We start from the raw sequence: 12,954 nt of genomic DNA, 5'->3' as shown, positions 1-12,954 counted from the left end.
AACGCATGACCTCCAACGAAGGCATGCGTCATTGCCCGATATTGTTGACCTTGACGTCGCTCTTGGTGCATTCCTTGTCCAGGCAGGTGCCGTTGATCCACACCTCGCCCTGGCCCAGCATCACGCCCTGCCAGTTGACGAACAGCGTGTCGAACTTCTGCTCGGCAATCAGCTTCGCCAGCGCCGGGGTCACGATCTTGTCGTAGTCGCGCTGGAAGGCGGCAGCATCAGCCACCTTCTGGTTCTTGCCACCGATGGTGACCCGCACGGGGTACCGCATCAGCCCGGCGACGGCCGCGCGGTCACCTGCGGCCACGCCATGCTGCAGTTCGTTGAACACGCTTTCGTAGGGAGCCGCATCCCCCAGCAGCTTGGTGATGCGCTCGCGTGCGCCACCCTCGGCTTCGGCAGATGCATCCGCAGCGGGCGTAGCCGCCGAATCGGTCCCCGCCACCGGCGGTGCGGTATCCGGCGTGGCTGCCGTGCTCGGTTCCACCGCATCCGGTGACAACCCGGCCTGCGGCGCATCCTCTGCGGCGGTGGGCGTCGTGGTCGGCGGCGAGGTCGAGGGCGCCGCCGCCTCATTGGCCGGCGGCGTGGGCTGGCTGCAGGCAGCCAGCATCAACGTGGGAAGCAGGATCTTGATCAGGCGCATGCACGGCTCCGTCGGTATCGCGAAGATGCCAGCGTAGCCGGAAGCGCGTGGAATACCGATGACGGTAGTGCCAGGCCCTGCCTGGCAACCGCGCGGTGATGGTCCGCCGGGCAGGGCCCGGCGCCACGTCACTTGGCCAGCAGCTCGAAGAGCACCGGCTCACCGGCAGCAGACGACGCACACACCCACACGTCGAACTGGCCCGGCTCCGCACCGAACACGCCATCACGCCCGGTGAAGCCCAGCGCATGACGATCCAGCGTGAAGCGCACCTCCGTGCTCTCGCCCGGCTGCAACGCTACCTTGCGGAAATCCTTCAGCTCGCGCACCGGCCGCACGCGGCTGGCGACACGGTCGTGGATGTACAGCTGGACCACTTCCTCACCCGCCACCGCGCCGGTGTTGGTGAGCGTGGTGGTGATCTCCAGCGTGTCATCCCAACCCAGCTGGGCGCTGTTCAACTGCGGCACGCCGTAAGCGAAGGTGGTGTAACCGATGCCGTGCCCGAACGGATACAGCGCCGCGTTGGGAATCTCGCGCCAGCGCGCCTTGAACTCCGACATGGTCGGCAGTTCCGGGCGGCCGGTGCGCGGGTGGTTGTAGAAGAACGGCTGCTGCCCCGATACCTGCGGGAAGCTCACCGGCAGGCGGCCGGACGGGTTGTAATCGCCGAACAGCACATCGGCCACGGCCGGGCCGGTCTGCGTGCCCAGATACCAGGTGACGGCCACAGCCTGCGCATTGCGCACCGCCCCCTGCAGGGCCAGTGCGCGACCATTGCGCAGCAGCACCACCAGCGGCTTGCCGGTCATCGCCACCGCCTCGGCCAGCGCCTGCTGCGGCGCCGGCAGGGTGATTTCCACCCGCGACTGCGCTTCGCCGCTGTAGCGCTGCGGTTCGCCCAGCGCCAGCACCACCACGTCCGCACGCAGCGCCGCAGCCACGGCCTGTTCGATGCCGTCCTGCACGGCCGCTTCCAGGTCGCAGCCGGGCACGACCTCCAGCAGGCTTTCATCGCTGATCGCCGCGCGCACGCCAGCTTCCAGGGTGACGTAGCGGTCCTTGTCGCCAAACAGCGTCCAGCAGCCTTCGATGTTGTCACGGTCCTGCACGAACGGTCCGATCAGGGCGATCTTCTGCCCGGCCTTGCGCAGCGGCAGCACGTTGCCCTCGTTTTTCAGCAGGACGATGGAACGGCGCGCGGCATCGCGCGACAGTTCATCGTGCGCGGCGATGTACGAGGTGTCGGCTTCGCGCACCGGATCCAGCGAACGGTAGGGATTGTCGAACAGGCCGATCGCTTCCTTCAGATTGAGGATGCGGCGCACCGATTCATCCAGCGTGGCCATCGGCACCTCGCCGCTGTCGATCAGGCCCGGCAGGTGTTCGGCATAGAAGCCGCTCTGCATGCTCAGGTCCAGGCCAGCGGTGAACGCCTTGGCGGTGGCATCGCGGTCGTCGGCGGCATAACCGTGCGCGACCAGTTCCATGTCGGCGGTGTAATCGGAGATCACCACGCCGGGGAACTGCCATTCACCGCGCAGGATGTCGGTAAGCAGTTCGGCGTTGGCGCTGGCGGGCACGCCGTTGATGTCGTTGAAGGAGGACATCACGGTGATCGCGCCGGCGTCGAACGCGGCCTTGAACGGCGGCAGGTGCACGTCGCGCAGGGTCTGCGGCGAGATGTCCACCATGTTGTATTCCATGCCGGCCATCACCGCGCCGTAGGCGGCGAAGTGCTTCGGGGTGGACAGCAGCGCGTCGGCGGCGCGCAGGTCCGGGCCCTGGAAGCCGCGCACGCGGGCGGCGGCGAACGCACAGCCCAGCACCACGTCTTCCCCGGCGCCTTCGGCACCGCGGCCCCAGCGCTGGTCGCGGGCGATGTCCACCGCCGGTGCGTAGGTCCAGTGCAGGCCCGCCGCGGTGGCTTCGACGGCCGTCGCGCGCGCGGTGCGTTCGGCCAGGTCCGGTTCGAAGCTGGCCGCTTCGCCCAGCGGGATCGGGAACACGGTGCGCATGCCGTGGATGACGTCGGCGGCGAGGATCACCGGAATGCCCAGGCGGCTTTCCTCCAGGGCAACCTGCTGGATGCGGCGGCCCGCTTCGACGCCCACGCCGTTGAACAGCGAGCCCACCTTGCCTTCGCGCACCTGCTGCAGCACCTGGTCGGCATTGCTGACATTGGCTTCGGGGTTCACGTCCGGCGCGAACGGCCGAACCATGTCCGCGAACACACCCAGCTGGCCGACCTTTTCTTCGACGGTCATCTGGGCAATGAGTGTTTCGATGCGATCGGAGGCCACCGGCTATCCTTATGAAAACGTTTACAAGGCCGAGATTCTAGCGTTCCCGCCGCCAGCAAAGCAAAGCGCGGGGCTGAGGAGCTTACTCTGCGGCGGGCCGCTGCTGCTGTGTGGCCATCAACATGGCATCGCTGGAGGCCTGGAACACGCGCAGCCCAAACGCCGGCAGGATCGCCAGCAGGTGGTCGAACACATCCGACTGGATGCCCTCGTAGCTGGCCCAGGCGGTGGTCCGGGTAAAGCAGTACACCTCCAGCGGCAAGCCTTCGGTGGTGGGTTGCAGTTGCCGTACCAGCAACGTCATATCCGTATGGATGCCAGGGTGCTGGTGCAGGTAGCGCTCCACGTAGGCACGGAAGGTGCCCAGATTGGTGACCCGGCGCGCGTTCACCGCAGCAACGCCCTTCGCCTCCAGCTGGGTGTTCCACTGGGTGAGCTCGGCCTGCTTTTCACGCAGGTACTCACCCAGCACCGCGAACTGCTCCAGCCGCTGCAGCGCCGCCGCGTCCAGGAAGCCCACGCTGTGCTGGTCCAGGTACAGCGCGCGCTTGATCCGGCGCCCGCCGGCTTCCTGCATGCCGCGCCAGTTCTTGAACGACTCGGTGACCAGCTTCTTGGTCGGGATGGTGGTGATGGTCTTGTCGAAGTTCTGCACGGTGATGGTGTGCAGGGCGATATCGATCACATCGCCATCGGCGTTCTGGCTGGGCATCTCGATCCAGTCGCCGAGCCGCACGCGGCCATCGCCGCTGATCTGCACGCTGGCCACCAGCGACAGAATGGTGTCCTGGAAGATCAGCATCAGCACGGCGGTGGCGGCGCCCAGGCCGGCCACCATCGGACCCAGCTTCACCCCCAACAGAGTGGCGATGATGGACAAACCGGCCACGACGAACACCACGATCTTCACTACCTGCAGGTAGCCCTTGATCGGCTTGCTGCGGGCATCGGGGCGGCGTTCGTACAGCTCGTTGGCCGCATCCAGTGCATGCGAAACCGCCAGCGCCACGGTCAGCACCGCCCATGCCTGGCAGGCGCTGATCACGCCCGACACCAGCTGCGGCGGCAGGTCCGGCACGATGCGGATGCCGGCGGCGATGACCATGCTGGGCACCACGTTGGACAGGCGCGAGATCACCCGCAGGTTGCTGCCGCCTTCGGTACCGGGCAGGCGGCGCACCAGTCGGCGCAGGCCGCGCAGCAGGATGCGCTTGGTGACGAAGTTGGCCAGCCAGGCGGCCAGCGCCAGCGCGCACAGGACGATGGTGGTGTAGGCCCAGGGCCAGGGTTCGAGGGTTTGCTGCAGGCCTTCCAGCCATTGCACGGCGATTACTGCATCTGTCATTTCTTGGGGGTCTCTCATTACTGCCAGGGCCGGCCAACGGCCGGCGCTACCGGGGCAGCTTCAGGCGGCGCTGCGTTCGATGATCACGCCTACCGCTTTGGCGCCGCGCACGGCGCCGGGCTTGCTCAGCTTCAGGCGCAGCCACTGCACGTTGAATTCGCGCAGCACGATCTCGGCGATGCGCTCGGCCAGGGTTTCGACCAGGCCGAAGTCGGATTCGCGCACGAACTGCTCGATGCGCTTGCTGACGGCCTTGTAGTTCAGGGTGTCGGCGATGTCGTCGCTGGCCGCCGGCTTGCGGTTGTCAAAACCCATTTCCAGATCGAAGCGCAGGGTCTGGCGGATTCGCCGTTCCCAGTCGTAGATCCCGATCAGGGCATCGATCTCAAGCCCTTCGATGAATACCTTGTCCATAGGAGTGCCACGTAGAAGATGGCAACCATGGTAACGGGACGGCCCCGAACGTGCCTCGAACCGGTGCCTGGCGGCGCCCGGTGTGAAATACCTCTTGTCCCCGGGTGGAGATGGGATACCCATCCGCGAGTCCCGGTGGCGCGTGAGGCGGAAATTACGTGGGCGGCACTACGCCGTCACCCATTGTTGAGTAGTGAAGCTGCGCTGCCCGCGCACAGCGGCATGGATGGCCGGACACGATAGGGTGAGGCCACTGCTGCGGAATCGACCAGTCTGACGCTGACTACTGCACCGCCGGCAGCGTCGCCATGTCCCAGCGCGGGGTGACCTGCACCTGCGGCGGGTTGTGCTGGCCGGCCTGCAGACGCAGCGCGCCGGCGAAGGCGATCATGGCGCCGTTGTCGGTGCACAGCGAAGGGCGCGGGAAGCAGGCGCGGCCACCTCGGCGTTCGGCCATCTGCTGCAGCTTGGCCCGCAGGCGCTTGTTGGCGCCCACGCCACCGGCCACGACGATCACGTCGGTACCGGCCGCATCCAGCGCGCGCTCGCATTTGATGGCCAGGGTTTCGACCACGGCATCTTCAAAGCCGCGCGCGATGTCGGCGCGGGTCTGCTCGCTCTGGTCGCTGTCGCGCCAGGCCAGCAGCACCTGGGTCTTCAGGCCGGAGAAGCTGAAATCCAGCCCGGGCCGGTCGGTCATCGGGCGGGTGAACTTGAACCTGCCCGGGGTGCCCTTTTCGGCGAGGGCTGCCAGCTGTGGGCCGCCCGGGTACGGCAGGCCCATCAGCTTGGCGGTCTTGTCGAAGGCCTCGCCGGCGGCGTCGTCCAGGGTCTCGCCGAGCAGGCGGTACTGGCCAATCCGGTCCACCGCCACCAGCTGGGTATGCCCGCCGGACACCAGCAGGGCCACGAACGGCGGCTCCGGCGGGTCGTCCTCCATCAGCGGGGCCAGCAGGTGCCCTTCCATATGGTGGACACCCACCGCAGGCACCTCCAGCGCCCAAGCCAGCGATCGGGCCACGCCCGCACCCACCAGCAGGGCGCCGACCAGCCCCGGGCCGGCCGTATAGGCCACCCCGTCGATGTCGCCCACGCCCAACCCGGCCTCGGCCAGGGTCTGGCGGATCAGGGGGAGCAGCTTGCGCACGTGGTCGCGGCTGGCCAGTTCGGGCACCACTCCGCCGTATTCGGCGTGAAGGGCGATCTGGCTGTAGACGGCATGGGCGCGCAGGGCGTCCGGGCCGGCCACGGCGGTGTCATACACCGCTACGCCGGTCTCATCGCAGGAAGATTCGATACCAAGGACTCGCATAACGGGTATTATGGACCTCTTGAGGCCTTGGCAGACGTACCGCCGACGTGCCCTTCACTACCCCAGGCCAGGATCTTTGCCGGGGTGGGTTGCAACTTCTTTTCTCGCCGCTATAATGTGCGGCTCTCACCGGGCGTGACCCGGTTCTACTGTGTCCCGGAGATTCCATGCCCAGCGTTAAAGTCCGCGAGAACGAGCCCTTCGAGTTTGCGCTCCGTCGCTTCAAGCGCACCTGCGAAAAGGCCGGCGTGCTGGCCGAAACCCGCAAGCGCGAGTTCTACGAAAAGCCGACCCAGGAGCGCAAGCGTAAGGCTGCTGCTGCTGTGAAGCGTCAGCTGCGCCGCTCGTCGCGCGACGTCACCAAGCGTCAGCGCCTGTACTGATCGGACGCAACTTCGATGCGGCAGGCTGGTCCTGTCGCGGCGGAGCCGAAGCCGGAACGCGCGAGCGTTACCGGCTTTTTGCGTTTCCACCCTTTTCACCGATACGAGGTGTTCCATGAGCCTGAAGCTGCAGCTCACCGAAGACATGAAGGCCGCCATGAAGGCGGGCGAAAAGCACAAGCTGGGCGTGATCCGCCTGATCAACGCCGCCATCAAGCAGCGTGAAGTGGATGAGCGCATCGAGCTGGACGATGCCGCCGTCATCGCCGTGCTGGACAAGATGGTCAAGCAGCGCAAGGACTCGGTCAGCCAGTACGAAGCGGCCAACCGTGAAGACCTGGCCCAGATCGAGCGCGACGAGCTGGTGGTGATCGACACCTACCTGCCGGCCAAGATGGGCGAAGCCGAGATCGTGGCTGCGATCCAGGCCGCCATCGCCGAAACCGGCGCCGCCAGTGCTGCCGACATGGGCAAGCTGATGGGCGCGCTGAAGCCGAAGCTGGCCGGCCAGGCCGACATGGGCCTGGTGTCCAAGCTGGTGAAGGCGCACTTCGCCGGTTGAGTTTGAGAGGGACACGACCAACGGTCGTGTCCTACCGGGTGGCGTCACGGCCCCGCGGCCGGTGTCGTCCTCGGGCGGCTTCGCACCATGCGGTAGGCACCGACCGTTGGTCGGTGCATGTTTCACCCGGTCTTCGAACCGGGCCTGCTAGAAATCCAGGCATGTCTTCGCTGCCACCTTCCCCCGCGCCCGAGCCCACGCACGATCCCTCCCGCGTTCCACTCCGCCTGCGCAAGTACGTGGACCGGCTTGAACGCAGCTTCCCGGTCGCCGTGGGCAAACGCTTCGTCGATGTGGACGTGCTGACCCAGGCCGCGTCGGTGTCCTTCTATGCGCTGCTCTCGATGGCGCCGTTGCTGGTACTGCTGCTGTGGCTGACCGCCTCGCTGTATCCGCCCGCACAGCAGGCGCTGATCGGACAGATCAACGATGTCGCCGGCAGCAGCGCGGCCACCGTGGCCGATACCGTGCTCAAGAACGCCGACAACCAGCCTTCGATGGGCTCGCTGGCCGGGATGTGGAGCACGCTGCTGCTGTTCATCGGCGCCACGGCGGTGTTCGCCCAGCTGCAGAACGCGCTCAACCTGATCTTCAATACCAGCGGCGAACGCCTGGATGGCATCGTGGCGTGGCTGCGCAAGCGCGTGTTTTCCTTTGGCGTGGTGCTGGCACTGGGCTTCCTGCTGATCCTGTCGATGACCGCCACCACCATGCTGCAGGTGGCGTTCGCACAGCTGCCCTCGGTACTGCCGGCGGTGGGCTACCTGACCAGTCTGTTGCTGTACACGGTGGGCTTTGCCTTCCTGTACCACTACCTGCCCGATCGCCGCGTGGCGTGGCGGCAGGCATTCATTGGCGGGGTGATCACCTCGGCCCTGTTCGCGCTGGGCCGCTACGGCATCGGGCTGTACATCGCCACGGTGGCACCGGGCAGTGCCTATGGCTCGATGGGCGCGCTGGTGATCTCGCTGGTGTGGATCTACTACGCCACGGTGGTGTTCTTCGTGGGCGCGCTGATGACCGCGGTGATCGATGAGCGCCTGCGTGCCCGGGTCCACCTGGCCGAGGCCGGCATCGTGCCGCCGAAACCGGGCGAAGGCACCGCCAGCTAGTAGACTAGCGGGGTCCCCCGCTTCCGTGCGTGGCCGATACCGGCCCTGCCCCCTGCTGCTGCCCATGGCCCGTATCCCCGACGCATTCATCGACGACCTGCTGGCCCGCTCCGACATCGTCGAAGTGGTGGGCAGCCGCGTGCCGTTGAAGCGCCAGGGCAAGGAATATTCGGCGCGCTGCCCGTTCCATGACGAGCGTTCGGCTTCGTTCACGGTCTCGCCCACCAAGCAGTTCTACCACTGCTTCGGCTGCGGCGCGCACGGCACCGCGATCAGCTTCCTGATGAACTACGACCGCCTGGAGTTCCTCGACGCGGTCGATGAGCTGGCCAAGCGCGTGGGCATGGAAGTACCGCGCGATACCCAGCCGCGCACCGCCCAGCAGCAGGACGACAGCCGCGAGCTGTACGCGGCGCTGGATGCGGCCACGCGGTTCTTCCAGAAGTCGCTGGAGGGCAGCGACACCGCACGTGCCTACCTGGACCGGCGCGGCGTCGACGAGGAAAACCGCACGCGATTTGCGATCGGCTACGCGCCCGATGGGTACAGCGCGCTGAAGGATGCACTGGGCAAGGACGAGCGGCGCATGAAGCTGCTTGACCGCGCCGGGCTGTTTTCCAAGAACGACCGCGGCCATGTCTACGACAAGTTCCGCGACCGGGTGATGTTCCCGATCTTCGACCGGCGCGGGCGCGTGATCGCCTTTGGCGGGCGGGTGCTGGAGAAGGACGACGGCCCGAAGTACCTCAATTCGCCGGAAACCGCGCTGTTCCACAAGGGCCGCGAGCTGTACGGCCTGTGGCAGGTGCGCCAGGCCAACCAGAAGATCGAACGGCTGATCGTGGTGGAAGGCTACATGGACGTGGTGTCGCTGTTCCAGTTCGGGGTCACCCAGGCGGTGGCCACGCTGGGCACGGCGACCACGCCGGACCATGCCGAGCTGCTGTTCCGCAACGCGCCGGACGTGTTCTTCTGCTTCGACGGCGACGCCGCCGGCCGCCGCGCCGGCTGGCGCGCGCTGGAGTCGGTGCTGCCGCGCATGAAGGATGGGCGACAGGCGTTCTTCCTGTTCCTGCCTGATGGCGAAGACCCGGACACCATCGTGCGCAAGGAAGGCAAGGACGGCTTCGACGAGCGCCTCAAGCAGGCCACGCCGTTGTCGCAGTTCTTCTTCGACGAGCTCACCCGCGAGGTCAACATGGCCACGCTGGACGGCAAGGCACGCCTGGCCGAGCGCGCGCGGCCCATGCTGGCGCAGATTCCCGATGGCGCCTTCGGCGACCTGATGAAGCAGCAGCTGGCCACGTTGACCGGGCTGGGCGCCAAACCGCCCGCAGCGCCAGTGTCACGCCCGCCGGCACGCGCCGTGGCTCCCGCGCAGCGGCGCAGCCTGGTACGCGCGGCCATTGCCATCCTGCTGCAGCAGCCATCGCTGGCGATGACGCTGGAAGGCCACCACTTCAGCGGCCTGCGCCTGCCCGGCGTGGAGCTGCTGATCGAGCTGCTGACCCTGGTGGAACAGCGCCCGGACATCAGCACCGGCGCGCTGCTGGAGCATTTCGAAGGCCGCGAAGAGCAGGAATCGCTGCACAAGCTGGCCGCGCAGACCCTGCCCGGCGATGAGGCGATGTGGAACCAGGAACTGCACGATGCGGTGGCGCAGCTGGAAAAACAGCTGTTGCTGCAACGTCTTGAGGAGCTTCAGGCAAAGCAGCGGCAGCAGGGTCTGGACGATACTGACAAGTACGAACTGCGCGAGCTGTTGAAGGCGCGCGCCACGCTGCGTTGACCGATCACGCCCCTTCCCCCTGCTCTACAGGAGCCTGCCCACCATGACCCGCTGGTGGTCGCGCCTGCGACCGGACAACTTCACCCTCGCCCTGCTTGGCACCGTGCTGCTGGCATCGTTCCTGCCCATGCACGGTCCTGCGGCCATGGTGCTGGACGATGTCACCGACGTGGCCATCGCTGCGCTGTTCTTCCTGCACGGCGCACGCCTGCCGCGCGAATCGATCATGGCCGGGCTGCTGCACTGGCGCCTGCACCTGACCATCCTGGCCTGCACGTTCGTGCTGTTCCCGCTGTTCGGGCTGGCGTTCAAGCCGTTGGATGGCTGGCTGCTCACCCCGGAGCTGTACATCGGCGTGCTGTTCCTGTGCGCGCTGCCGTCCACGGTGCAGTCCTCGATCGCGTTCACCTCGCTGGCGCGTGGCAACGTGCCCGCGGCAGTGGTCAGCGCCTCGCTGTCCAGCATCCTGGGCGTGTTCCTGACTCCACTGCTGTTGGCCCTGTTGGCCGGTACCGCAGGCGGCATGCACAACCCCGGCCAGGCCATCCTGAGCATCATGCTGCAGCTGCTGGTGCCGTTCGTGGCGGGCCATCTGCTGCGCCCGTGGATCGCCCGCTGGGTAGAGCGGCAGCGCGCGCTGCTGCGCTACACCGACCAGGGCACCATCCTGCTGGTGGTGTATTCGGCGTTCGGTGAAGCGGTGAACGAAGGGCTGTGGAGCAAGACCCCGCTGCTGTCACTGCTCACCGTGGCAGTGGTAGCTGCGGTGCTGCTGGGCATCGCCATGCCGACGATTGCCTTCCTGTCACGGCGGCTGGGCTTCAACCGCGAAGACCGCATCACCATCCTGTTCTGCGGGTCCAAGAAGAGCCTGGCCACCGGCGTACCGATGGCCAAGGTGCTGTTCGCCGGCGGCAGCCTGGGCGCCATCGTGCTGCCGATCATGATCTACCACCAGATCCAGCTGATCGTCTGCGCGGTAATTGCACAGCGGTATGCACGCGACTCTTGAGATACGGGATGCACGTGCAGGGCCGCCCTGGGACGGCCCTGCATAGGTTCAATCTAAAACAGATTCCGCAATCTCCTTCAACATCTCGGCCTTACGTTCCACCTTGTCGTCACCTGTGGCGATCAATTTGTAGACTTTGTCCTTCCCGGCCCACACCAATGCCACTCGGCCGCGGCCCTGACCATCAACCTCCATCTCGATTTGCCCCGGTGTGCCGTTGATCACGGCATTCTGTGCTTCAACGAAGGCTTCAATCACGCCTCCGGGAACGCGGAAATTCTCTTCATTGAACTCCACGATACCTACGTCTTTGAAGCGATAGAAACGGGACAGCCCAGAGGATTTCAGCCCTTCAATTGCACCTGTTGGCTCCATGCCGATCGTTTCCGCAGCGCCCAGCGGCGTTCTCTGCAGATCGCTTGGAGGATTCGGCAGCCGCTGACGCAGGATCGCATCGGGTCGCCATACCTTCGGCAGTGCCCTGATGAGCGCCTGTTGGGATGGAATAGTGCCCTTCGGCACCCGTACCACGCCCGAGCGACTGCGTTGGAACTGCTCGCGAAAGTATTCCTTGACTGGCTCGGGAGCATCCAGTTCGGCCAATGGGATCAGGCGATAGACGCCTTCTTCAAGGCTTCGTGCTGCGCCTTGTGCGTCATCCTTCTCGGCTACCCGCATCGCGCGATCGCTCAACCATTGGCCAACGGCGTCGGCTTGCTCCGATGATGCGTGTATTGACCCCATCGGGAGGACCATGGTGAGCAACGTGATTGCTAATTTCAGTTTCATCGTGATTACCATTCAGTGAGCGCACAGTCGACGACAGCGGTGTGCCGTATGTAGGGAAGTCGGTCAAGAATCCACGTGTGGTACCCCCGTACCAGCATTCGTTCAGGATCAGACTGGTCACCTGCCCTGAACCGCCATGCGAAGCCACCATTGTTTGGCGCCCCTAGGTTGTGCTTCGGGTAGATGTTGCCTTGGGGAACATGCTTGCTTGCCGCTGACCCCTGAATTCTTCTGAAGAGAGGGCGGTCGTAGGTAATCGATTCGTTGACGAAGCCTGGACAGTTGGCGCGGCTGAGCGCTTTTACTTCGGCGTGGACGGCCGCGCTGTAAAACGCGCTCACTGTGAGAAGACTCAATCCGAGAATCCTTGTTGGATGCATCCGTTTCTCCTCATGTGTATGCGACTCAACTCGCGAGCTCTGTATAGGCCACAAGACACGCGAGGAAGTGAGACATCAATCCTGCTTCAAGCAGTTGAGTCGAGGAGTACAAGGTGGCGCGGCGTTCTCTGACCGCGCCTTCGGGACGATAGCGACGCGCGGTAGGGTCGCTTCCCAAACGACTGCCGATAGCGGTGATCGGCCGATGGTGGGCATGACAATCATCGGAGCTTCGCTTTGCGACGTGGCGTCGGCCAGGGTCATGCCGCCATCGCGGTGATCGTTGCTACGGGCGGTCGTTTGGGAAGCGACCCTACCAAAGCCGTCCCAGCCCACCGGGTTCCGCTCCGACCGGCGTCAGCGGTCGGTCAACGTGCCTACGCTCAGCGCCGGCAAGTACACCCATACGTCATACGAGCGATCCGGGTCCGTGTCGGCAACCGGAGCGCGTGCTGGCCGCTCAAGCAGCGGCATCGCGCGGCAGGGGCTCATGCAATGCCAGGTGTGCCCACGCAGTGCTTCCACGCGCACGCTGTACAGCGGCAGGTCCAGAAGGAAAGCCGCCATGGTGCGATGCTGCATTTCCGGGGGCGCATCTTCGAACGGGTGGCGCATTGCATGCACGTTGCCTGTCAGTACCAGCATCCGCGCCGCGCTGGGCAGGGCGTTGAACTGTTGGCGCACATGGGTGGCCATCTCCGCGTCGCGATCCACGTCGCTGTCGTACGCGCCGATTTCAATGTCGTAGCCCGCTACGGCGATATCGCGACCCTGCGCCCCCAGAGCCATCGCTTCATACCGTCACGTCCTGTTGGGGTCATGAAAGCAATGGCGACACGATCTTCGGATTCAACCGCACGCGTGTGCGGTAGCGCCGGGCTCTGCCCGGCGGCTGTTC

Annotated in this window: 12 protein-coding genes; 5 read left to right on the top strand and 7 right to left on the bottom strand. The window is 65.7% G+C overall.

The window, feature by feature from the left end; genetic code table 11:
* Window positions 1-28 precede the first annotated feature (28 nt).
* From ACTJI4_RS04615 to tsaD, 5 genes are all read right to left on the bottom strand, one after another.
* Window positions 29-655 (bottom strand): hypothetical protein, encoded by a 627-nt coding sequence (locus ACTJI4_RS04615; RefSeq protein WP_440868649.1) that lies wholly within the window; start codon window positions 653-655, stop codon window positions 29-31.
* 128 nt (window positions 656-783) lie between these two features.
* Complete coding sequence (gene bglX, locus ACTJI4_RS04610) at window positions 784-2,958, bottom strand: beta-glucosidase BglX (RefSeq protein WP_440868648.1); 2,175 nt, start codon at window positions 2,956-2,958, stop codon at window positions 784-786.
* An 82-nt stretch (window positions 2,959-3,040) separates the two neighbouring features.
* Entirely contained in the window at window positions 3,041-4,303 is a 1,263-nt protein-coding gene (locus ACTJI4_RS04605; protein ID WP_440868647.1) for a mechanosensitive ion channel family protein, read from the bottom strand.
* 60 nt (window positions 4,304-4,363) lie between these two features.
* Window positions 4,364-4,717, bottom strand: a complete 354-nt coding sequence (gene folB / locus ACTJI4_RS04600) for a dihydroneopterin aldolase (protein WP_314104877.1) — start codon at window positions 4,715-4,717, stop codon at window positions 4,364-4,366.
* Window positions 4,718-5,000: 283 nt separating this feature from the next.
* Complete coding sequence (tsaD, locus tag ACTJI4_RS04595; RefSeq protein ID WP_392919852.1) at window positions 5,001-6,029, bottom strand: tRNA (adenosine(37)-N6)-threonylcarbamoyltransferase complex transferase subunit TsaD; 1,029 nt, start codon at window positions 6,027-6,029, stop codon at window positions 5,001-5,003.
* Between the two features lie 167 nt (window positions 6,030-6,196).
* Here tsaD and rpsU point away from each other — a divergent pair, with 167 nt between their 5' ends.
* The 5 genes from rpsU (at window position 6,197) to ACTJI4_RS04570 (ending at window position 10,887) form a co-directional block, all read left to right on the top strand.
* Window positions 6,197-6,412 (top strand): 30S ribosomal protein S21, encoded by a 216-nt coding sequence (gene rpsU / locus ACTJI4_RS04590; RefSeq protein ID WP_002808376.1) that lies wholly within the window; start codon window positions 6,197-6,199, stop codon window positions 6,410-6,412.
* 115 nt (window positions 6,413-6,527) lie between these two features.
* Window positions 6,528-6,974 (top strand): GatB/YqeY domain-containing protein, encoded by a 447-nt coding sequence (locus tag ACTJI4_RS04585; RefSeq protein ID WP_440868646.1) that lies wholly within the window; start codon window positions 6,528-6,530, stop codon window positions 6,972-6,974.
* Window positions 6,975-7,135: 161 nt separating this feature from the next.
* Window positions 7,136-8,086 carry a YihY/virulence factor BrkB family protein gene (locus tag ACTJI4_RS04580; RefSeq protein WP_440868645.1) on the top strand — a complete coding sequence of 317 codons (951 nt, stop codon included), beginning with the start codon at window positions 7,136-7,138 and terminating at the stop codon, window positions 8,084-8,086.
* 64 nt (window positions 8,087-8,150) lie between these two features.
* The gene (dnaG, locus tag ACTJI4_RS04575; protein WP_392919861.1) at window positions 8,151-9,875 is read left to right on the top strand and encodes a DNA primase; all 1,725 of its coding nucleotides are present in this window, start codon (window positions 8,151-8,153) and stop codon (window positions 9,873-9,875) included.
* A gap of 43 nt (window positions 9,876-9,918) precedes the next feature.
* Window positions 9,919-10,887, top strand: coding sequence for a bile acid:sodium symporter family protein (locus ACTJI4_RS04570; protein WP_392919864.1), 969 nt, complete (start codon window positions 9,919-9,921; stop codon window positions 10,885-10,887).
* 48 nt (window positions 10,888-10,935) lie between these two features.
* Here the strand turns inward: ACTJI4_RS04570 and ACTJI4_RS04565 are convergent, their stop codons facing one another.
* Both ACTJI4_RS04565 and ACTJI4_RS04560 read right to left on the bottom strand, forming a co-directional pair.
* A complete protein-coding gene (locus ACTJI4_RS04565) occupies window positions 10,936-11,676 on the bottom strand; it encodes a hypothetical protein (RefSeq protein WP_440868644.1) in 741 nt (246 codons plus the stop codon).
* Window positions 11,677-12,413: 737 nt separating this feature from the next.
* On the bottom strand, window positions 12,414-12,845 hold the full coding sequence (locus ACTJI4_RS04560) for a hypothetical protein (RefSeq protein ID WP_440868643.1): 432 nt from the start codon (window positions 12,843-12,845) through the stop codon (window positions 12,414-12,416).
* Between the last annotated feature and the right edge of the window lie 109 nt (window positions 12,846-12,954).

The organism is Stenotrophomonas sp. 22385 (assembly GCF_052045085.1).
GTDB lineage: Bacteria > Pseudomonadota > Gammaproteobacteria > Xanthomonadales > Xanthomonadaceae > Stenotrophomonas.
Note: the sequence above shows the minus strand (reverse complement) of the source record. Positions and strands in the feature narration are given on the sequence as shown.